Raw genomic sequence first — 21,119 nt, 5'->3', positions numbered from 1 at the left:
CGCCGCCGAGCCTGCGACTGCCGGGTTCGACAGACCCGCGAGGGGGCGTCAAACAATCAAGGAAATGGGACGGAAGAATGTCACTCACCGACACGATCGAAAAGAAGCTGATCGAGGCCTTCCACCCCGAGAGACTGGCGGTCATCAACGAGAGCCATATGCATGCCGGCCATCAGCCCGGTTTCGATGGCGGCGGCGAAACCCACCTGCGGGTGCGCATCGTTTCGAGCGCCTTTACCGGCATGAGCCGCGTCGCCCGCCACCGCGCCATCAACGACCTCCTGAAGCCCGAGCTTGATGCCGGCCTGCACGCGCTGGCGGTGGAGCCCGCTGCGCCGGGCGAACCGACCCGCTGGTAGATGATCAGACCGTGGGCGCGCCGTCTTCCGCCGGGCGGATTCGCAGCTTGGTGATCCGGTTCTTCACCCGCTTCATCACGATGAAGCGCTTGCCGTGGAAGGTGAAGGCCTGGCGCTCCTCCGGAATGCTCTTGGACTCGTGGATCACCAGCCCGGCAACGGTCGTCGCCTCCTCATCCGGCAAGGACCAGTCGAGCGCGCGGTTGAGATCGCGGATCGGCACCGAGCCATCGACGACGATCGAACCGTCGGCCTCCTGCCTCACCCCCTGAATGTCGAGGTCGTGCTCGTCGGCGATATCGCCGACGATCTCCTCCAGAATATCCTCAAGCGTCACCAGGCCCTGAACCTGGCCATATTCGTCGACGACGATCGCCAGATGCAGCTTGCGGCGCAGGAAGGCGTTGAGCTGGTCCTTGAGGTTGGTCGTGTCGGGCACGAACCAGGGCTTCTGCGCGATCTTGACGATATCGAGATTTTCCGGCTCGACGTTCGGCTCCGCGAGCGCCCGCAGCAGATCCTTGGAATGCACGACGCCGATGATGTTGTCGGTCGAGCCGCGCCAGAGCGGCAGCCGCGTGAACGGGCTTTCGAGAATGTCGCGGACGCAGACCTCCGGTGGCTCATCGGCGTTGATCGCCCGCATGCTGGTGCGGTGGATCATGATGTCGGAGATTTCGAGCTCGCCGAGATCGAGCACACCGCCCAACCGGTCACGGTCCGCCTTGATCACCGAGCCTTCGCGGTGGAGCAGGTCCACCGCGCCGCGCAACTCCTCATGCGCCGAGAGCATCGACATGTCGGCGGCGAGGTTGATACCGAAGATGTTGAGCAGGCGCCGGACGATGCCGTTGACCAGACTGGAGACCGGCCCGACGATCGCGACGAAGGGACGAACGAGCGGCGCGACCGCCAACGCGAAGCGATCAGGAGAGGCAATCGCCCAGCTCTTCGGCAGCACTTCCGAGAAGATGACGAGCAGCACGGTCATGGCGAGCGTCGCGAGCGCCACGCCGGAATCGCCGAAAAGACCGATCAGCAGGCTCGTCGTCAGCGACGAAGCTAGAATGTTGACGAGATTGTTGCCGATCAGCAGCGTGCCAATCAATCGGTCCCGGCGTTCGATCAGCCGGTTGACGATGCCGGCGCGCTCCTCGCCATTGTTCTCCAGCGTATGCATGCGCGAGCGCGAGGCGGCCGTCAGCGCCGTCTCCGAGCCGGAGAAGAACGCCGAGAGCACGAGCAGGCAGAAGACCGAGAGGATCGACAGCCAGTATTCCGCCAGAAAAGCTATAAAGGCTTCGCCGCTCATTGCGGATGTTTTTCCCTCAGGAAGCTCAGGACCTCCGACGCCGGAACGTCATCGGCGACAAAGGATTGTCCGATGCCACGCGTCAGGATGAAGGTGAGCTTGCCGCCCTTGACCTTCTTGTCCTGGGCGATCGCGTCCATCAGCCGCTCGGCCGGCGGTAGCGTACCGGGGACTTCCGACATGCGGGTCGGCAGACCCACGGTTTTCAGATGTGCCTCCACGCGCGTCGCGTCGTCGGGGCTCGCGAGGTTCATGCGTGCCGAGAACTGATGCGCCAGCACCATGCCGATCGAAACGCCCTCGCCGTGCACGAGCCGCGCGCTGTCATACTCGGTCGCCGCCTCAAGCGCATGGCCGAAGGTGTGGCCAAGATTGAGCAGCGCGCGCAAGCCGTTCTCGCGCTCGTCCGCGGCAACAACGTCTGCCTTGGCCTGGCAGCTTACCGCGATCGCCTCGATACGCGCCGCGCCGCCGGCAAAGATCGCCTGCCAGTTTTTTTCGAGCCAGGCGAAGAAGTCCGGCTTGTCGATCAGCCCGTACTTCGCGACCTCGGCATAGCCGGCGCGAAACTCGCGCGGGCTCAGCGTGTCGAGCACGTCCGTATCGGCAAGCACCAGGTCCGGCTGATGGAAGACACCGATCAGGTTCTTGCCGTGCGGAGAATTGATGCCGGTCTTGCCGCCGACGGAGGAATCGACCTGTGCCAGGAGCGAAGTCGGGATCTGGATGAAACGCGAGCCGCGGCGCACGATGCCGGCGGCGAAGCCGGTGAGATCGCCGATGACGCCGCCACCGAGCGCGATCACCGCATCGTTGCGCTCGATCCGGGCGCCGAGCACGGTTTCGCAAACCGGGATCAGGTGCTCGAAACTCTTGGTCTTCTCGCCGGCGGGCAGCACGAGCGACACCGCATCGATGTCACGCCCCTTCAAGCTCGCCATCAGCGGCTCGAGATAGCGAGGCGCGACGTTTTCGTCGGTGATCACGGCCATCTTCCGCCCCTTGAGGCGGGCTGCGATCTGCTCGCCGGCGGCCGCAATCAGCCCGGGGCCGATCAGGATATCGTAGGAGCGATCGCCGAGGTCGACGCGGACCTGGCGTTCGGCAGCGGGCATCGCATGGCTATTCATGACTTTTCTTGTCCTGGTGTTCGATGACGGCAGCGAGAACGTCTTCCACCATCGTCTCTTTCCTCACATCGCGCGACAACACGATCAGGTCGGCTTCGGCGTAGATCGGGTAGCGCGCGTTCATCAGGTTTTCGAGCGTCTGCTTCGGATTTTCCGTCTTCAGGAGCGGCCGGGTATCGCGCTTGTTGACACGTTCCCAGAGCACCTCGAGTTCGGCATTGAGCCAGACCGTCAGGCCGCCCTTCTTGATCTGTCGGCGCGAGCGCTCGTTGATATAGGCGCCGCCGCCGGTCGAGACGACGCGCGGTCCACTCCTGAGCAGGCGCTTCAACACCCGCGTTTCCAGCGCGCGGAACTCCTCCTCGCCGTAGCGGGCGAAGAGATCGCTGATCGTCATGCGCGAGACGCGCTCGATCTCGTGGTCGGAATCGACGAAGGGAATGCCGAGTGCCTGGGCGGTCAACCGTCCGATTGCCGACTTGCCGGCACCCATCAGGCCGATGAACACGAGATTGCGTTTACCGAGTGCAAGCTTCGCCCGCTCGGCAAGCGTTGCGGAAACCGGTTCGATCACGTCGTTCATTGGACTTCTTATTCCCCATTCCCTTTCGGTATCGACAAATCGGGGTGTAGCGTCAAGTCGTCGCGCGCATCCGCTCACGGTTCTTGAACTCGGCCGAAGCGGCGTTCATATAGGTCTGGCACCCGCCATGGCGCCGCGTGTTCCTTCGAACGCGTGAACCGCACTGGCCGTTTGAACGCCTGCATGGGTATCCTTGCGTTCGCTTCATCGAAGGGCACATGCAGAGGAGATTGAAATGCCGACCCTATTCCGGTTCCTGTTCTTCTGTGCCGTTATCGCCGGAATAGTCTACGGCACGATGGTCTCCCTCGTCACCTTCGTCGAACCGGTCGAGCGGGACGTGACCGTGAAAATACCGTCCGAGCGGGTGAACAAGCCCCAATGAGCGACCTTTCCGCAGCCCATGTCGAGGCCTTCCTCGAAATGATGAGCGCCGAGCGCGGCGCTGCGGTCAACACGCTGCAATCCTATGAGCGTGACCTGGAGGACGCCTCCTCGCATCTGCGCACGCTCGGAACCGGGCTGACAGGGGCGACACCGGACGATCTTCGCGCCTATCTCGCCCACCTCTCGGGCCAGGGCTTCAAGCCCTCGTCGCAGGCACGACGTCTCTCGGCGCTCCGGCAATTCTACAAGTTCCTATACGCCGAAGGTATGCGCGGCGACGATCCGACCGGAATTCTCGACGCCCCGAAGAAGGGGCGCAGTCTGCCGAAGACGCTGAGCGTCGACGACGTCTCGCGGCTGATTGGCCAAGCGGAGACGGAAGCCGCGACAGGCGGGACCGAGCGTCTTGCCCGGTTGCGCATGCATGCGCTGATCGAACTGCTCTACGCCACCGGCATGCGTGTCAGCGAACTGGTCTCGCTGCCGGCAAGCGTGCTGGCGCAGAACGGCCGCTTCCTGGTCATCCGCGGCAAGGGCAACAAGGAGCGGCTCGTACCGCTTTCGCAGGCCGCGATCCGGGCAATGCGGGCCTATGGAGAGGCGCTCGCCGAGGAGATGGCCAAGGAAGACCCGGGCAGTCGCGAAAGTCCGTGGCTCTTCCCGTCTTCCGGCAAGCAGGGCTTCCTGCCGCGCCAGGTCTTTGCGCGCGATCTGAAATCGCTTGCCGCACGTGCCGGCATAAGGGTCGCCACGATTTCCCCGCACGTGCTCCGGCATGCCTTCGCCAGCCACCTGCTTGCCAATGGCGCGGACCTTCGCGCCGTGCAGGAACTGCTCGGACATTCGGACATTTCAACGACACAAATCTATACGCATGTGCTGGAAGAACGGCTGCACAACCTCGTGCAAAACCATCACCCTCTTGCCAAACAGGCGAAAAAACAGGATTAGGACCGCCGGGAAGCTGGTTTCGGCCCGCATATCCTTGTCGCAAAATGATCGGAAACGCATCTCATGCACAACTATCTCGATTTCGAAAAACCCATCTCGGACCTCGAAGGCAAGATTCTCGAATTGAAGAAGCTCGCCGGCGAAGACGAGAGCGTGAACACTTCGGATGAGATCGAACGGCTGGAGACGCGCGTCCGCGACGCGATGGTCGAGATCTATTCCAAGCTGACGCCGTGGCAGAAGACCCAGGTCGCCCGTCACCCTCAGCGCCCGCACTTCCTGGATTATGCCGCCGAGCTCTTCACCGAGTTCACGCCGCTTGCCGGCGACCGCAACTTCGCCAACGACGACGCCATCCAGGCCGGCCTTGCACGCTTTCGCGGCATGCCGGTGGCCGTTCTCGGCCAGGAGAAGGGCAACGACACGAAGTCACGCATCAAGCACAACTTCGGCAGCCCCCGTCCTGAAGGCTATCGCAAGGCGATCCGCGTCATGGAAATGGCCGATCGCTTCTCCCTGCCGCTGATCACGCTGGTCGACACCGCAGGCGCCTATCCGGGCGTCGGCGCCGAGGAACGCGGCCAGGCGGAAGCCATCGCCCGCTCCACCGAGATGTGCCTCAACGTTCGCGTGCCGATCGTCACCGTCGTCATCGGCGAAGGCGGCTCCGGCGGCGCCATCGCGATCGCCACCGGCAACCGCGTCTACATGCTGGAGCATGCGATCTACAGCGTCATCTCGCCGGAAGGCGCTGCCTCGATCCTCTGGCGCGATTCGACCCGCGCCAAGGAAGCTGCCAGCAACATGAAGATCACCTCCGAAGACCTGAAGGCACTCGGCGTCATCGACGGCATCATTCCGGAGCCGGTCGGCGGCGCCCACCGCGACCCGAACGCAGTCATCAGCCGCACCGGAACCGTGATCGCCGACGCGCTGAAGGAGCTTTCCGGACGCAACGGCGACCAATTGCGCACGGATCGCCGACAGAAGTACCTCAATATCGGCCGCAATCTCTAAGCTAGAGCCGGATGCGGGCGGAAATCCCACGCGCGCCCATCCCATCTCGCCCCGATGGTTCGCGATTGCGGGAGCGGATTTCGCAACCGCAAAGCGGAGTGTGGCCAAATCTTGGCCATATTCATGAGGTCATGAACAGCGCATCGGCAGGGGCACCCTGCAGGGTTAAGAATTCGTGAAGTATAATCGCTTAGTGATTCTCTGAAGGGGCCCTCCCTCGCGGACTTGGGCTCTCCTGCGTAATTCCTTAAATCGGCATCGATTTAAGTAGTCGAGTTTGGGTTTGAACGGGCCTCTGCTGATGCGTTTCAGAAACCTTGTAGCCTCCGCCGCCATTGTCGCCGCGCTTGCCGGCTGCACCAATGAAACGCTGGACACGACGACATCGGTCGACCTCAAGTCCGTGAAGAACAAGACCGAGTACCAGGTTTCCGGACCCCTGGTCCAAAAGATGACCGAACTCGGGATGCAGAAGCAGGCCCCGATCGCGCTGCGCATCTTCAAGGAGGAAGGCACGCTCGAGGTCTGGAAGGCCAATACCGCCAACCGCTTCCAGCTTCTGAAGAGCTACAAGATCTGCGCCTGGTCCGGCAAACTGGGACCAAAGGTGAAGGAAGGCGATCGTCAGGCGCCGGAAGGCTTCTACCCGCTCTTCCCGCATCAGTTGAACCCTAATTCGAAGTACTATCTGGCGATCAACACCGGCTATCCCAACGCCTACGACAAGGCGAACGGCCGTCAGGGCACGCATCTGATGATCCACGGCGCCTGCTCGTCGGCCGGGTGCTACTCGATGACCGACGAACAGATTATCGAGATCTTCGCGCTCGCCCGGGATTCCTTCAAGGGCGGCCAGGAAAGCGTTCAGCTCCAGGCCTTCCCCTTCCGCATGACGGCGGAAAACATGGCGCGCCATCGCAATAATCCGAATATCGACTTCTGGAAGATGCTGAAGGTCGGCTACGACCAGTTCGAAATCACCAAGCGCCCGCCCGAAGTCAATGTCTGCGAGAAGAAGTACGTCTTCAACCAGCAGGCGTCCGGCCCGTTCAACCCGAGCGGCCAGTGCCCGGCCATGTCGACGCCGCCGGCGCTGCAGGTGGCCATGGCGAGCTTCGAGAAGAGCTATCAGAGCGACTACGACAAGGCCATGAAGAAGTATGACGGCATGGTCTGGTACGAGCCGAGCGAAGCCGAGCGCAAGGCGATCGTCGCCAAGCAGCGCGTCGGCCGCGAGCTCGCCTATGCGCCGACCGGCAACTCCTTCGACGCCGGCAAGCTGATGAAGGCGAGCGATCTCGAGAAGAAGCTCGCCGAACAGAAGGAAGCGGAAGAGACGAAGCAGGCCGTCGAGATCCAGAAGAAGGAACTCGAAAAAGCGACCGACGGCGGAAAGCACGTACCGGTTCCGGCCGCCAACCCCATTCCGCAGCCGGTGATGCAGGCGGCCGTCGAGCAGCCCAAGAAATCCTTCTGGAGCCTGTTCTCCAAGAGTGAGCCTGAGCTTCAGATGCCCGCTCCGGTCGTCATCACGCCGGAACAGCAGGCCGCCGTCTCGCCACAGGCTCAGGAGCCGGCAAAGGCCGAGAAGCAGGCGCGGGCCGCGGCGACCATCGCTGCGCCACAGCAGACCGCGGCCGTTGCCACGGCACCGGCCCCCGATGCGGTGGCGCAAACGCCTGTCCTTCCCGAAGAGCCGCCGAAGAAGCGCCCTTTCTGGAAGATCTGGGGCAATTGATGCCGAACGAAACCAAGATCGTCTACGACCTCAGGGGGCTTAAATGCCCCCTTCCCGTTTTGAAGACGCGCAAGCGCATGGCCGCGCTCGCCCCGGGCGCGCTTCTGGAGATCGAGACCACAGATCCTCTGGCGGTGATCGATATCCCGCACTTCTGCGAGGAGGACGGCCACAAGCTCGAAGAGGCGGCGTCCGCCGAAGGCGGCCACCGGTTCCTCATCCGCAAGGGCGGCTGAGAGGCCGCGTCCGTTCAGCTCCGTTGGCTAGAACCGCATACCGGGAACGGCGAGCGGATTGTCGGAGAGCGCCTGGGCGTCCGGCCGGTCGATGCGCGGCTTTCCGGTAAAGGCGTCAAACAAGTCGCGCACGAAGTCTTCCGTCAGGCCCTTGGTGATCAGCACCATGCGCGTGCGCCGGTCGTTTGGGTCCGGCCACGCGGCCAGCCGTTCCGGCGCGTGGAAGACGTTCTGCACGCCGTGCAGCACCAGCGGCCGGTTCGGCCTGTCGGCAACAGCAACGATCGCCTTCATCCTCAGCAACTTCTCGCCATGCGCCGAACGCAGCAGGTCGATGAACATGTCGAGCGCCATCGGCTCGATCGGCCGGTCATGCACGATGCTGAATGAACGGATGTCGCCGCCATGGCGGTTCACATCATGGTGATGGTGGTTGTGTTCGTGATCGTGGTCATGGTCATGATGGTGGTCGCCATGATCGTGGTGATGATGGTGGTGGCCGTCATCGTGGTGCGCTTCATCCTGCAGCCAGCGGCCGACATCGGCAATCTTCGAGGACGGGTCGTAGAGGCCACAGGCGAATAGAGCCGAGCGTCCCGCCTCGTCGCTATCGCCGTCGATCAGCGGCGCACGCGGGTTGAACGTCCGGATCCGGGCTGTCAGCGCGTCGCGCTCAGACGCGTCGGCGAGACCGGTCTTGCTGATGACGATGCGGTCAGCGACCGCGACCTGCTTCAGGGCTTCCTCGTGATTGGCGATCGTCTGCAAGCCGTTGACGGCATCAACGACGGTGACCACGCCGTCCAGGCGGAAATTCTGCGCGATGATTGGATTGCCGATCACCGATTGCAGCACCGGCGCCGGATCGGCAAGCCCGGTCGTTTCGATGACGACGCGCTTCAGCGGCTTGATCTTCCCGGTCTGCATCCGGTCCATGAGATCGGCGAGCGTGTCGACCAGTTCGCCGCGCACGGTGCAGCAGAGGCAGCCGTCGGAAAGCTCGATGACGCCGTCGCTCGACGCTTCCACCAGCAGGTGGTCGATCGAAACGTCGCCGAACTCGTTGATGATGACCGCCGTGTCGGAGAGATCGGAATCCTTCAGCAGCCGGTTGAGCAACGTCGTCTTGCCCGCACCGAGAAAGCCGGTGAGGATCGAGACCGGCACCGCCGGCATAGGACTAACCATCATGAACTCCGATCAGAAAGTCGGCCGCGGCACGGGGATCGGCACATTGGCGACATCGCCCTGGCCGACCGGATCGCCGGCAACCTTCGGTGCCTTTTCGCCGCTGCCGGCGATAAGGCCGGCGAAGGCGAGCTTCAGCGGCCGGTTGATTTCATGGATATAGGGCGAGAGCAGCTTCTGGCGGCCGGCCTCGTCGCGGCCTTCGCTGCGAACCTTGGCCGCTGCCTTCGAGCAGATCTGCTTGCTGACATCGGCCACCGTGTCGCGCGTCTCGCCATAGGGCGGGATCTGCACCAGCGATGGCTTGCCGTTGCCGCTCGTCGTCAGCGCCATCTGCATCAGCCGCGCGGATTCGTCGGCGCGCGCGCCGAGGCTGCTCTCCCCGAGCACGACCGAAACGACGCTGCGCCCGTCACGGGTGGCAGACGAGACCTGGTTGAAGCCGGACGCGCAGATGAAGCCGGTCTTCATGCCATCGGCACCTTCGAAGCGGCCGATCAGCATGTTGTAGTTCGCATAGTCCTTCTTGCCGGTCGTGAAACCTTCCAGCGAGAAATAGGAGGCGTATTGCGGGAACTCGCGCTTGAGCGTGATCGCCAGCACGGCAAGGTCACGCGCCGTGGTGTACTGGCCGGGGCCGGGCAAACCGTTGGCGTTGATGAAGTTCGAAGAGGTCATGCCGATGCGGCGTGCTTCGGCATTCATCCGCTCGATGAAGGCGGGCTCCGAACCGCCGACCGTCTCGGCGATTGCCACGGCGACGTCGTTTGCGGATTTGACCAGCATCATCTTCAGCGCGCTGTCGAGCGTCATCGCCTGGCCGGGCTTGTAGAACATCTTGCTCGGCGGCTCGGACGCCGCGTTCTTGGTCATCACGACCGGACTTTCGAGCGTAAGCTGTCCCAACTTGATCGCGCGGAAGGTCGTATAGGCCGTCATCAGCTTGGTCAGCGACGCCGGATACCATTTCTGGAAGATGTCCTGGTGCTCGTAGACCTTCAGCGAATTGACGTCGACGACGAGCCTCGGATTGGCCGCAGCCGGCAGCGTCGCAAGAAGCGTCGCGCAAGCCGCCGCCGTCACTCCCAGCGCCTTCATCTTGCCGCGCGTGAAAAATCCTGCTGTCACCACGATAGAACCTCGAAATTCCGCTGTTGCCTCGTCTCGTCCGGCTATTTAGCCTATATGGCGAGGAGATGGCAAAGCCCATTCATGGGCAGCCCTGCCAATCCACCACAGAGACGCAGATACACTAAGTAATCGAACAGACCGACAGGACGAACCGATGCCGATACTCAACCGTGCCGCCGAGCTCCAGAACGAAGTCACCGAATGGCGGCGCCACCTGCACAGGAACCCGGAGCTCCTGTTTGCGGTCGAAAATACGGCATCCTTCGTCGAAAAGAAACTGAAGGAATTCGGCGTTGACGAAGTCGTGACGGGACTCGGCCGTACCGGCGTCGTCGGCCTGATCCGCGGCGGGCTCGGCGCGGGCCGCACCATCGGCCTTCGCGCCGACATGGATGCGCTGCCGATCACCGAGACGAGCGGCAAGGCCTGGGCATCGCAGGCTTCAGGCAAGATGCATGCCTGCGGCCATGACGGCCATACGGCCATGCTTCTCGGAGCGGCCAAATATCTCGCCGAGACCCGCAACTTCGCCGGCAATGTCGCCGTCATCTTCCAGCCCGCCGAAGAAGGCGGTGGCGGCGGCAACGAGATGGTCAAGGACGGCATGATGGAGCGCTTCGCGATCGAGGAAGTCTACGGCATGCACAACATGCCGGGCATGCCGATCGGTCATTTCGGCAGCCGTGTCGGGCCGATCATGGCTTCGACCGACGAGTTCACCATCACCATCAAGGGCCGCGGCGGCCATGCGGCCCAGCCGCACAAGACGATCGACCCGATCGTCGTCGGCACGCAGATCGTCACCGCACTGCAGACGATCGCGTCGCGCACCGTCGATCCGCTCGCCTCGGTCGTCGTCTCGGTCACCAAGTTCAATGCCGGCTTTGCCCACAACGTCATCCCGGAAGAGGCCGTGCTCGGCGGCACGGTACGCACGCTCGTGCCTGAGGTGCGCGATGTCGGCGAGAGCCGAATCCGCACGATCGCCGAGGGTGTCGCCGGCCTCTATGGCGCGACCGTCACCGTACAGTACGACCGCAACTATCCGGTGACCGTGAATCATGCGGAAGAGACCGGATATGCCTTGAAGGCCGCGGCCGAGATCGCCGGCGAGGGCAACGTCAAGCCTTCGCTCGACCCGATGATGGGCGGCGAGGATTTCTCCTACATGCTGCTCGCCCGCCCCGGCGCCTTCGTGTTCATGGGCAACGGCGAGACTGCCGGACTGCATCACCCCGCCTACGACTTCAATGACGAGGCGATCCCGCACGGCATCTCCTATTGGGTGAAGCTCGCAGAAACGCGACTTGGCGCCTGAGGCATCGGCGGGAGGCACCATGCATCAGATCGACAAGATTGACCGTAGAATTCTCAACATCCTCCAGGCCGATGGCCGCATCACCAATCTGGAGCTTGCCGATCGCATCGGCCTGTCGCCGACGGCGACCAGCGAGCGCCTGCGCCGGCTCTTGAAGGAGGGATACGTCTCGGGCTTCGGCGCAAGGCTCGACCCGCAAAAGCTTGGCTTCGGGCTGCTCGTCTTCATCGAGGTCATGCTCGACAAGACGACGCCCGATGTCTTCGACCAGTTCGCCGCCGCCATCAAACAGGCGCCGGCCGTGCTCGAATGCCACATGGTGGCGGGCGGCTTCGATTATCTCGTGAAGACGAGGTTTGAGGACATGGCTGCCTACCGCAACTTCCTCGGCCAGGTGCTCTGGACGCTGCCGGGCGTCAAGGAGACCCGCACCTATGCGGTGATGGAAGAGATCAAGAATGACGGGCCGCTGCCGTTGGTGTGAGCGGATTCACCGAGAGGCACCCCCCCTCTGCCCTGCCGGGCATCTCCCCCACAAGGGGGGAGATCAGATGGAGCACCGCTCTGCCCCGACCGCATTCAGCGGACGCATGAACCGCCACTCGGCTCAAGTGTGGAACCGGGCATCGCCCCGGGTCGATCTCCCCCCTTTTGGGGGAGATGCCCGGCAGGGCAAAGGGGCGGTATGATGCCCCCCACCCCCGTCCCGAATGGCACGGCACGCCTAGGAGATCCACCGCGCCATCGCCTTATCACTCTGCCAGCGATGCCATGTCGATCACGAAACGATAGCGCACGTCGCTCTTGACGACCCGCTCATAGGCTTCGTTGATCTGCTGGATGCGGATCGTTTCGATTTCCGAGACGATGCCGTGCTCGCCGCAGAAGTCGAGCATCTCCTGGGTTTCCTTGATCGAACCGATCATCGAGCCGGAAATGCTGCGGCGCGCCGGCACCAGCGAGAAGGCATGCACCGGCACCGCGTTTTCCGGAATGCCGACCAGCACGAAGTCGCCGTCCACCTTCAGGAGGTTGACGTAGGCGTTCCAGTCGATCTCGGCAGCGACGGTGCAGATGATCAGATCGAAGGTGCCAGCCAGCGCCTTGAAGGTCTCAGGGTCGTTGGTGGCGTAGTAGTGGTCGGCGCCGAGCTTCAGCCCGTCTTCCTTCTTGGAAAGGGTTTGGCTAAGAACGGTCACATCCGCCCCCATCGCGTGCGCCAGCTTGACGCCCATATGGCCGAGGCCGCCCATGCCGACGATTGCGACCTTCTTGCCCGGGCCGGCCTTCCAGTGACGCAGCGGCGAGTAAAGCGTGATGCCGGCGCAGAGCAAGGGTGCTGCGGCATCGAGCGGCAGGTTCTCCGGGATCGACAACACATAGCCTTCCTTGACGACGATGCTGTCGGAATAGCCGCCCTGGGTCGGCGTCTTGCCGTCGGCTTCGACACCGTTATAGGTGACGATCAAACCCGGCATGTAATGTTCCAGATCCACGTCGCGCGTGGCGCAGGTGGTGCAGGAATCGACGAAGCAGCCGACGCCGGCGCGGTCACCGACTTTGAACTTGGTGACCTTGGAACCGACCGCCGTCACGATGCCGACGATCTCGTGGCCCGGAACCATCGGGAATACCGAATTGCCCCATTCGTTGCGGGCCTGGTGGATGTCGGAATGGCAGACGCCGCAATATTTGATCTCGATCACCACATCGTCGTCGCGCGGCTCGCGGCGCTCGAAGGTGAAGGGCGTAAGCGGCTTCGACGCATCCGTCGCCGCATATCCTCTTGCAATGGCCATCAGTCTATCCTTCATTTTGGGAGAGGGTGCAGGCCGGAGGGAGCCGGCCTGACGCACCGCTGAATATGGGCGCGCTGACGGCAAGGGCGTTAGAGCGATCCTGCAAAGTTTTTGCACGATCCTCCGAGTTTGCGATAACGCCACTGGAGAAGTCGCACGACAGCCTTATCTGAGCAGCACCTCAGACAACGCTAAGCATCTGGAAAGGCCATAGATTATGACAGTCACGCGACAGACCACCCGCCACCAGATGATCGATGTCATTGCCCGGTTCGCCGAGCGAGACGGCGACCACATGACCGAGATTTCCGGGCTGACCCTTCATCGCCATGGCGGCGACGCTCCGGTCAATTGCTCTGCCTATCGGCCAAGCCTGGCCATCATCGTGCAAGGCGCGAAGCGCGTGGTGCTCGGTGAGGAGACATTGATCTACGGTGCCTCGGACTATCTGCTGACCTCGATCGATCTGCCGGTTCTCTCCCAGGTCTGCGAGGCCTCGGCGGAGGAACCTTATCTCAGCATGGCCTTCACGCTCGATCCCGGCAAGATCCAGGCGCTGCTCGCCTCATTGCCGCAACTGCCGCAGCCCGCCGCCTCGGCCCGCGGCATGACGGTGAGCAAGATCACCGCCGATCTCGAAGACGCAGCGCTGCGACTGCTGCGCCTGCTTGAGCGACCGGAAGACAGACCGGCCCTGCTGCCGCTGATCGAGCAGGAAATCCTCTATCGCCTCCTGACCGGTCCGCACGGCCACCGCCTGCGGCAGATGGCGACGGCCGACAGCCAGCCGCATCAGGTGGGCCGCGCCGTGGCCTGGCTCAAGGAGCATTATTCGCGCCCGCTCAGGATCGACGACCTCGCCAACCGCGTTTCGATGAGCGTCTCGTCGCTGCACCACCACTTCAAGGCGATCACCGCCATGAGCCCACTGCAATACCAGAAGCAGCTCCGGCTGCAGGAAGCGCGGCGGTTGATGCTGGAGGAGCAGTTGGACGCGGGCGATGCCGGCCATCAGGTCGGCTATGAAAGCCAGTCCCAGTTCAGCCGCGAATATGCCCGCCATTTCGGCGAACCGCCGATGCGCGACATCGGCCGCGTGCGCCGGTCACTGCTCGAACGCCTGGGCGGCGAAGCGGAAATGCTGAGCGAAGGCTAAGGTCTCTCGATATCCTCTGGAGTATCGGGCGTCTCCGGTACCCCTTGGCATATCAGCTCTGTTCGATATCCCCCGGGTATCAGGTCCGCCCGATATCCCCCGGGGTATCAGCTCCGCTCGATATCCCGCCGGAGCACGATCGATGTCGTCAGGTCCTCGACATTGTCCATCGTCGCCACTTCGTTGCGCAGTTCGTTGAGGGCGTTGATCGACCCGACCTCCACCTCGACGACGAGATCGAGCTGGCCGCTGACCGAGGAGACCTTGCGGACGGCGGAAAAGCCGGCCAGCCGGTCGAGCACGCCGATCGACGGTGTGCGTTTCAAGGTCACCAGCAGGAAGGCCTGGATCGTGCCCTCCTCCAGTTGCCCGATATCGGCGCGATAGCCGCGAATGACGCCGGCTTTTTCCAGCCGACTGACCCGCTCCGTCGTCGCACTTCGGGAGAGGCCGATCCGGCCCGCCAGCGACTTCATCGGGATGCGCGCCTCCTGCGACAGAATGCTGAGGATCGTGCGGTCGATCGCATCTATGTCCTGCATCTCTGCTCCTCCGGGACCCGCCGACAAGATGACGGTTATTATAAACATAGTGCCGGTGCAACCGGCATATTGCCGGATGCATCGCTGGGCCGCTCATGTAACTCTCGCTCACAGATGAGGGTCCCCATGAACGATATGCTGAAGACGACACCTGACTTTTCGACCGAAGCCGCCGCGGCGCTGCTGAAGGAGCACTATGGCCTGACCGGCGCGCTGTCGTTGCTTGCCAGCGAACGCGACCAGAACTTCAAGGTCGAGGCTGAAGGTGGCGGCATCTATATCCTAAAAATCATCAACGGTGCCGAACCCGAAGTCGAAAGCGACTTCCAAACGGCACTGCTGAAGCACGTCGGCGCACACGCCGCCGACCTGCCGGTGCCGCATATCCGCCCGACGCTGTCGGGCTCGAGCCTCGCTTCGACCACGAGCGCGCGCGGCGTCACGCACCGCTTGCGGCTGGTGAGCTGGGTCGAAGGCCTGCCGCTCGCCGAAACCGGCCGCAGCGAGGCGGCGCTGCAATCGCTCGGGCAGATGCTCGGCCGCTTCGATGCTTCGCTCAAAGGCTTCATGCATCCGGGCGCGCTGCGGGATCTCGACTGGGATATCCGCCATGCCGGCCGCTCGGCGGATCGGCTGCATCACGTCATCGCCGCCGAGGACCGCGCCTTGCTCGAGCGCTTTCTTGCCCGCTTCGAAAAATCCGTCGCGCCGCGGCTCGCCACCCTTCGCGCCGCCGTCATCCACAATGACGCCAACGACTGGAACGTGCTCGTCGACAAGGCCGACCACGACACCATCTCCGGCCTGATCGATTTCGGCGATGCGCTGCACGCGCCCATCATCGCCGAAGTGGCGATCGCCGCCGCCTATGCCGGGCTCGACCATCCCGATCCGATCGGCGCGGCAGCCGCGATCGCCCGCGGCTTCCATGCGGAATATCCGCTGAGGCAAGACGAGGTCGACCTGCTCTTCGATCTCATCGCCATGCGCCTTGTCACCTCCGTGACCATCTCGGCCTCGCGCCGGGCCCACACCGACGACAATCCCTATCTCGCGATCAGCGAGCGGCCGGCCTGGACGCTGTTGCGCAAGCTCGACCGGATGAACCCTCGTTTCGCCACCGCCATCCTGCGCAAGGCCTGCGGCTTCGAGGCCGTCCCCGGCGCGCGGGCAATCGCGTCCTGGATCCGCGAGAACCGCAAGACGCTGAAGCCGCTGCTCGAACGGCCGGCCGCAACCTATCCCGCAGCCCTGGTTCCCTACGGCGACCCGACGCATCCGATGACGGTGAAATCATCAGGCGAACAGCCGGATGAGGCCCAGGCGATCTGGGAGGATTATTGCCGTGAGCACGGCGTCGAGCTCGGCATCGGCCCCTTCGGCGAAGAGCGCACCGTCTATGCCGGCGAGATGTTCGTCTCGCGCTTCATCGACCACAGCCGCCGCACCCGCCATCTCGGCCTCGACCTGTTCATGGCCGCCGGCACCAAGCTCTATACCCCGCTTGCCGCAACGGTCGTCAGCGTCGAGATCGAGAAAGACCCGCTCGGCTACGGTTGCCTGATCGCGCTTCGCCACCAGCCGGAGGGCTGCCCGCCCTTCGTCACGCTTTGGGGCCACATGGCGCATGAGGCCACGGGACGCATCAAGGCCGGCGACAGGCTGGAGGAGGGCGCACTCGTCGGCGAGATGGGAGCGCCGAAGGAAAACGGCGGCTGGGCGCCGCATCTGCATCTGCAGCTTTCGACCGACACCAGCCTGACCGCGACCGAAATCCTCGGCGTCGGCGAGCCGCAGTTTCTCGACGTCTGGGCCGAGCTGTTCCCGGATGCGCGTACCTTCGCCGGCATTGCCGACGAATTCTACGAGAAGAAAGGCCGCTCGCACGAGGAGATCATCAAGCGGCGCAATGAACTGCTGCTGCCGAACCTCTCGATCTCCTACGACAAGCCGATCAAGTTCGTGCGCGGCGAAGGCGTCTGGCTGATCGACGATAGCGGCCGCGCCTATCTCGACTGCTTCAACAATGTCTGCCATATCGGCCACGCCCATCCGGCGGTGGTCGAGGCGATGGCCAAGCAGGCGGCCATCCTCAACACCAACACCCGCTATCTGCACGACAACATCGTCGCCTATGCCGAACGGCTGACGGCAACGCTGCCGAAGGAATTGACGGTTGCCGGCTTCGTCAACAGCGGCTCCGAGGCAAACGGCCTAGCTCTCAGACTGATGCGCGCCCATACCGGCCGCGAGAATGCGATCACGCTCGACTGGTCCTATCACGGCACGACCCAGGAGCTGATCGACATCAGCCCCTACAAATTCCGCCGCAAGGGCGGCAAGGGACAGAAGCCGCACATCCATGTGGCAACCATTCCGGACAGCTATCATGCACCGGCGGACTGGCCGGCCGAGGAACACGGCAAGCGCTTTGCCGAAAGCGTCGCCGAATTGATCGAAGCGATGAAGGCCAAGGGTGAGGGCCCCGGCTTCTTCATTGCGGAATCGATCCCGAGCGTGGCAGGCCAGGTGTTCCTGCCGGAAGGTTACCTGAAGGAAGTCTATCGGCTGGTGCGCGAGGCCGGCGGCGTCTGCATCGCCGACGAGGTGCAGGTCGGCTTCGGCCGCGTCGGCAGCCATTGGTGGGCCTTCGAGACGCAAGGGGTCGTGCCCGATATCGTCACGATGGGCAAGCCGATCGGCGACGGCCATCCGCTGGCCGCCGTCGTCACGACCCGTGAAGTGACGGACAGCTTCAACAACGGCATGGAATATTTCAACACCTTCGGCGGCAACCCGGTCTCCTGCGCCGTCGGTCTCGCCGTGCTCGACGTGATCGAGGGCCAGGACCTGCGCGGCAACGCGCTTACGATTGGCAACTACCTGATCGATGCCTTCCGCGCCATGCAGGCCCGCTACGAGGTGATCGGCGACGTGCGCGGCATGGGCCTGTTCCTCGGCATCGAGCTCGTCACCGACCGCAAGACGAAGGCGCCGGCGACCGAATTCGCCCGGGCCGTCTCCAACGGCGCACGCCGCCGCGGCGTGCTGATGGGCACCGAAGGCCCGCATGACAACGTTCTGAAAATGCGCCCACCGATGATCTTCTCGAAGCGTGATGCCGATCATCTGATCGCCGTGCTCGAAGAGACCTTCGCGGACGTATCGAAAACGCTCGGCTAAGGTCGGGCCAACAGCGGCAAAACAAAACAGATTGGCCGGGATGTGGACGCATCCCGGCAGCGAAGACGCATGCCTTAAAACATGAAAAAGAGGAGAACAGGACAATGAAACTTGGAGTTCTAGCGCTGGCGAGTGCGGCATTCCTCGCCGATACCGCCGCCAATGCCGGCATGCTCGACGTCATCAAGGAACGCGGCGAGCTTCGCTGCGGCGTCAGCCAGGGCGTGCTCGGCTTTTCCGCGCCCAACGACAGGGGCGAGTGGGGCGGCTTCGACATCGACTTCTGCCGCGCGGTGGCCGCCGCGGCACTCGGCAATGCCGACAAGGTGAAATACGTGCCGCTCTCGACCAAGGAGCGCTTCACCGCGCTGCAATCGGGCGAGGCCGACCTTCTGTCGCGCCAGACCACCTGGACGCTGTCGCGCGACACCGATCTCGGCATGAGCTTCGTCGGCGTCAACTACTATGACGGCCAGGCCTTCATGGTGCGCAACGACCTCGGCGTGAAGAGCGTCAAGGAACTCTCGGGCGCCTCCGTCTGCACAGAAACCGGCACGACGACCGAGCAGAACATGGCGGATTATTTCAGCGCCAACAACATCCAGTACCAGGTGATCGCCTTCGAGAAGGCCGATCAGACGATCCAGGCCTTCAACACCGGGCGCTGCGACGTCTATTCGACCGATGCCTCGGCGCTTTACGCCCAGCGGCTGACGCTCAACGATCCCGATCGTTTTGGCGTACTGCCGGAAGTGATCTCCAAGGAGCCGCTCGGACCGGCCGTCCGCCAGGGCGACGACCAATGGTTCAAGGTCGTGCGCTGGACCCTGTTCGCGCTGGTCGAGGCCGAAGAACTCGGCATTACCAAGGAAAACGCCGCCAAGCTCCTCGAAGGCGGGACGACCGCCCAGAAGCGTTTCCTCGGCATCGAGAACGAAGCCGGCAAGTCGCTCGGCCTCGACCCGAAATGGGCCTACCAAGTGGTTTCCGCCGTCGGCAACTATGGCGAAGTCTTCGAACGCCACCTCGGCAAGGACAGCCCGCTCAAGATCGAGCGCGGCCTCAACAAACTCTGGAGCCAGGGCGGCCTGATGTACGCTCCGCCGGCACGTTGATCTCCGGGCAATTCCAGGAAAACTGTGAAGCGGTTGCCATCCGGAATTGCTCGATCGAGAAAAGCGCCAACGAGACGCCGCGGCCCTCCCCGCGGCGTTTTCGTTTGGGTCAATTTGGGCCTGCTTCGCACCGCTGCCCGGTGAATAGGAACAACAGACCCCGTTGGCCACCTCAACAAAGACAAACGCCGCGACGGACTTCCATCGCGGCGTTTTGCTGTTGCATCCAGCAACCGATCCCCGGTGCGCTTAGAGCTTGACGATCGTTTTCCGCGCAAGCAGGCCCTGCGGTGCGAAGAGAAGCACGCCGATGACGAGCAGAATGGTGAAGGCGTCGCGGTAGCTGAGCAGCCCTTCCGGCAGGTAGGCCTGCAGGAACACCTCGATGAAGCCCAGGAGAAAGCCGCCGGCAACGGCACCGGAGAGGCTGCCGAGGCCGCCGATGATCGCGGCGATGAAGGCTTTCAGTACCGGCAGGAAACCCATCAGCGGATCAACGCTGCCGCGCTGCGCCACCCAGAGGATGCCGGCGACACCGGCGAGCAGGCCGGAAATCGCAAAGGCGGTGGCGACCACCGCATTGGCGCGGATGCCCATCAGCCGCACGATGGCGAAATCTTCCGAAGCCGCGCGCATCGCGCGGCCGAGTACGGTCGTGCGCAGGAAGAGGTTGAGACCGGCAAGCATGATGATGGTGACGAGGATCGAGGTGCCCTGAATGAGGCCGAGATGCAGACCGCCGATCTCGATCGTGCCGGAAAAGCTCTCGGGCATCGGCACCGGCTTCGGACGGGCGGAAATGAAATTCTGGAAGATCACGCGCAGGATGGCGCTGACGGCAAAGCTCGTCAGAAGCAGCGTCGTGCCGCTGGCGCCGCGCACAGGCCGAAAGGCGATGCGCTCCATCAGCATGGCGAGCACGATCGCGATCATCAGCGCCGCGCAGACGGCGAGCGGAAACGGCAGCCCAAGCAACAGGGCGAAGCAGAGCCCGTAGCCGGCCGCCGTCATCAGTTCGCCATGGGCGAAGTTGATGAGCCCCATGATCGAGAAGACGACTGCAAGGCCAAGCGCCAGGAGCGCATAGGTGCCGCCGAGGCTGAGCGCATTGACAAGCTGCTGCAGGAACATGTCCATGAATTGACCTCCACGCACTCGGCTCAGGCGCCGAGATAGGCGCCCTGGATTTCTGTTGAATTGCGGAGTTCGGCCGCCGTGCCCGACAGCACGATCCGGCCATTGGCCATGACGTAGCCCGTATCGGCGATCTCGAGCGAGAGCGAGACATTCTGCTCGACGAGCAGGATCGTCAGGCCCTTCTGCCGGAGCCCTGCGATCAGGTCGAAAATCAGGTCGACCACCTGCGGCGCAAGGCCGAGCGAAGGTTCGTCGAGCAAAAGCAGGTCCGGCGACGACATCATCGAGCGGGCGATCGCCAGCATTTGCTGTTCGCCGCCGGAGAGCGAGCCGGCTTTCTGCATGAGACGCTCTTTCAGGATCGGAAAGCGCGACAGCATGTCTTCGCGCACCTCAGATATCGCCCCGCGCGCCTTGTGCATGGCGCCGCCAAGCAGCAGGTGCTCGTCGACCGTCAGGCTCGGAAAGATCCGCCGCCCCTCCGGCGTCAGCGTCATGCCGAGCCGGACGATCTGCTCCGGCGCGAGATTGGAAATATCCTGGCCGTTGAATGAGACGCGTCCGGCCTTCTTCGCGGCCAAGCCGACGAGCGCGTTCAGGGTCGAGCTCTTGCCGGCGCCGTTGGCGCCGAGCAGCGTAACGATCTGCCCCTTGCCGACGGTGAGGTCGACGCCCTTCAGCGCCTCGACAGCGCCATAGGCGACCTTGAGACCGCTCACTTCCAGAAGCGGCTTCGGGACGGGAATTTCACTCATCATCATCGGGGCAAAGTCCTTGCCATGAATTGCGAGGCGGCGCAGGCAGCGGGAGCTATCCCCGACAAAGCAGGGATCGCCA

20 protein-coding genes are annotated in these 21,119 nt (G+C 63.4%); 11 read left to right on the top strand and 9 right to left on the bottom strand.

The window, feature by feature from the left end:
• Positions 1-77 precede the first annotated feature (77 nt).
• On the top strand, positions 78-359 hold the full coding sequence (locus BHMPCIPO_RS30325; protein WP_173520528.1) for a BolA family protein: 282 nt from the start codon (positions 78-80) through the stop codon (positions 357-359).
• Between the two features lie 4 nt (positions 360-363).
• Here the strand turns inward: BHMPCIPO_RS30325 and BHMPCIPO_RS30320 are convergent, their stop codons facing one another.
• Genes BHMPCIPO_RS30320 through BHMPCIPO_RS30310 form a run of 3 tightly spaced genes read right to left on the bottom strand, consistent with a single transcriptional unit; the run spans position 364 to position 3,384 of the window.
• A complete protein-coding gene (locus BHMPCIPO_RS30320) occupies positions 364-1,671 on the bottom strand; it encodes an HlyC/CorC family transporter (protein WP_173520527.1) in 1,308 nt (435 codons plus the stop codon).
• Positions 1,668-2,801, bottom strand: a complete 1,134-nt coding sequence (gene aroB / locus BHMPCIPO_RS30315; RefSeq protein ID WP_173520526.1) for a 3-dehydroquinate synthase — start codon at positions 2,799-2,801, stop codon at positions 1,668-1,670. Before aroB ends, BHMPCIPO_RS30320 begins: the two co-directional genes overlap by 4 nt.
• Positions 2,794-3,384, bottom strand: a complete 591-nt coding sequence (locus tag BHMPCIPO_RS30310) for a shikimate kinase (RefSeq protein ID WP_173520525.1) — start codon at positions 3,382-3,384, stop codon at positions 2,794-2,796. The genes aroB and BHMPCIPO_RS30310 overlap by 8 nt, the downstream gene beginning before the upstream one ends.
• A 235-nt stretch (positions 3,385-3,619) precedes the next feature.
• On the opposite strand from BHMPCIPO_RS30310, the gene BHMPCIPO_RS30305 reads away from it, so the two are divergent.
• From BHMPCIPO_RS30305 to BHMPCIPO_RS30285, 5 genes are all read left to right on the top strand, one after another.
• Positions 3,620-3,769, top strand: a complete 150-nt coding sequence (locus tag BHMPCIPO_RS30305; RefSeq protein ID WP_173520524.1) for a hypothetical protein — start codon at positions 3,620-3,622, stop codon at positions 3,767-3,769.
• Positions 3,766-4,722, top strand: a complete 957-nt coding sequence (gene xerD / locus BHMPCIPO_RS30300; protein WP_173520523.1) for a site-specific tyrosine recombinase XerD — start codon at positions 3,766-3,768, stop codon at positions 4,720-4,722. Before BHMPCIPO_RS30305 ends, xerD begins: the two co-directional genes overlap by 4 nt.
• Positions 4,723-4,785: 63 nt before the next feature.
• Positions 4,786-5,739, top strand: coding sequence for an acetyl-CoA carboxylase carboxyltransferase subunit alpha (locus BHMPCIPO_RS30295; RefSeq protein ID WP_173520522.1), 954 nt, complete (start codon positions 4,786-4,788; stop codon positions 5,737-5,739).
• A gap of 301 nt (positions 5,740-6,040) precedes the next feature.
• Positions 6,041-7,477, top strand: coding sequence for a L,D-transpeptidase family protein (locus tag BHMPCIPO_RS30290; protein WP_173520521.1), 1,437 nt, complete (start codon positions 6,041-6,043; stop codon positions 7,475-7,477).
• The gene (locus BHMPCIPO_RS30285; protein ID WP_173520520.1) at positions 7,477-7,713 is read left to right on the top strand and encodes a sulfurtransferase TusA family protein; all 237 of its coding nucleotides are present in this window, start codon (positions 7,477-7,479) and stop codon (positions 7,711-7,713) included. The genes BHMPCIPO_RS30290 and BHMPCIPO_RS30285 overlap by 1 nt, the downstream gene beginning before the upstream one ends.
• Positions 7,714-7,740: 27 nt before the next feature.
• On the opposite strand, the gene BHMPCIPO_RS30280 is transcribed toward BHMPCIPO_RS30285, so the two are convergent.
• Positions 7,741-8,901 carry a CobW family GTP-binding protein gene (locus tag BHMPCIPO_RS30280; RefSeq protein WP_173520519.1) on the bottom strand — a complete coding sequence of 387 codons (1,161 nt, stop codon included), beginning with the start codon at positions 8,899-8,901 and terminating at the stop codon, positions 7,741-7,743.
• 12 nt (positions 8,902-8,913) lie between these two features.
• A complete protein-coding gene (locus BHMPCIPO_RS30275) occupies positions 8,914-9,984 on the bottom strand; it encodes a D-alanyl-D-alanine carboxypeptidase family protein (protein WP_376741739.1) in 1,071 nt (356 codons plus the stop codon).
• A gap of 202 nt (positions 9,985-10,186) precedes the next feature.
• On the opposite strand from BHMPCIPO_RS30275, the gene BHMPCIPO_RS30270 reads away from it, so the two are divergent.
• Both BHMPCIPO_RS30270 and BHMPCIPO_RS30265 read left to right on the top strand, forming a co-directional pair.
• Entirely contained in the window at positions 10,187-11,350 is a 1,164-nt protein-coding gene (locus BHMPCIPO_RS30270; RefSeq protein ID WP_173520518.1) for a M20 aminoacylase family protein, read from the top strand.
• A 19-nt stretch (positions 11,351-11,369) separates the two neighbouring features.
• Positions 11,370-11,834 carry an Lrp/AsnC ligand binding domain-containing protein gene (locus BHMPCIPO_RS30265; RefSeq protein ID WP_173520517.1) on the top strand — a complete coding sequence of 155 codons (465 nt, stop codon included), beginning with the start codon at positions 11,370-11,372 and terminating at the stop codon, positions 11,832-11,834.
• 268 nt (positions 11,835-12,102) lie between these two features.
• Here BHMPCIPO_RS30265 and BHMPCIPO_RS30260 read toward each other — a convergent pair whose 3' ends face one another.
• On the bottom strand, positions 12,103-13,149 hold the full coding sequence (locus tag BHMPCIPO_RS30260) for an NAD(P)-dependent alcohol dehydrogenase (RefSeq protein ID WP_173520516.1): 1,047 nt from the start codon (positions 13,147-13,149) through the stop codon (positions 12,103-12,105).
• Between the two features lie 217 nt (positions 13,150-13,366).
• On the opposite strand from BHMPCIPO_RS30260, the gene BHMPCIPO_RS30255 reads away from it, so the two are divergent.
• Positions 13,367-14,305 carry an AraC family transcriptional regulator gene (locus BHMPCIPO_RS30255; protein WP_173520515.1) on the top strand — a complete coding sequence of 313 codons (939 nt, stop codon included), beginning with the start codon at positions 13,367-13,369 and terminating at the stop codon, positions 14,303-14,305.
• 107 nt (positions 14,306-14,412) lie between these two features.
• Here BHMPCIPO_RS30255 and BHMPCIPO_RS30250 read toward each other — a convergent pair whose 3' ends face one another.
• The gene (locus tag BHMPCIPO_RS30250) at positions 14,413-14,895 is read right to left on the bottom strand and encodes an Lrp/AsnC family transcriptional regulator (RefSeq protein ID WP_173520514.1); all 483 of its coding nucleotides are present in this window, start codon (positions 14,893-14,895) and stop codon (positions 14,413-14,415) included.
• Between the two features lie 78 nt (positions 14,896-14,973).
• On the opposite strand from BHMPCIPO_RS30250, the gene BHMPCIPO_RS30245 reads away from it, so the two are divergent.
• The gene (locus tag BHMPCIPO_RS30245; RefSeq protein ID WP_173520513.1) at positions 14,974-18,030 is read left to right on the top strand and encodes an aminotransferase class III-fold pyridoxal phosphate-dependent enzyme; all 3,057 of its coding nucleotides are present in this window, start codon (positions 14,974-14,976) and stop codon (positions 18,028-18,030) included.
• Between the two features lie 104 nt (positions 18,031-18,134).
• A complete protein-coding gene (locus tag BHMPCIPO_RS30240; RefSeq protein WP_173520512.1) occupies positions 18,135-19,145 on the top strand; it encodes an amino acid ABC transporter substrate-binding protein in 1,011 nt (336 codons plus the stop codon).
• Positions 19,146-19,394: 249 nt separating this feature from the next.
• Here BHMPCIPO_RS30240 and BHMPCIPO_RS30235 read toward each other — a convergent pair whose 3' ends face one another.
• On the bottom strand, positions 19,395-20,282 hold the full coding sequence (locus BHMPCIPO_RS30235) for a branched-chain amino acid ABC transporter permease (RefSeq protein ID WP_173520511.1): 888 nt from the start codon (positions 20,280-20,282) through the stop codon (positions 19,395-19,397).
• A gap of 23 nt (positions 20,283-20,305) precedes the next feature.
• Positions 20,306-21,043, bottom strand: coding sequence for an ABC transporter ATP-binding protein (locus BHMPCIPO_RS30230; protein WP_246304741.1), 738 nt, complete (start codon positions 21,041-21,043; stop codon positions 20,306-20,308).
• Between the last annotated feature and the right edge of the window lie 76 nt (positions 21,044-21,119).

This window comes from Ensifer sesbaniae, assembly GCF_013283665.1.
Lineage (GTDB): Bacteria > Pseudomonadota > Alphaproteobacteria > Rhizobiales > Rhizobiaceae > Ensifer > Ensifer sesbaniae.
The sequence above is the reverse complement of the archived record's forward strand: the minus strand, read 5'-3'. Positions and strand labels throughout refer to the sequence as shown.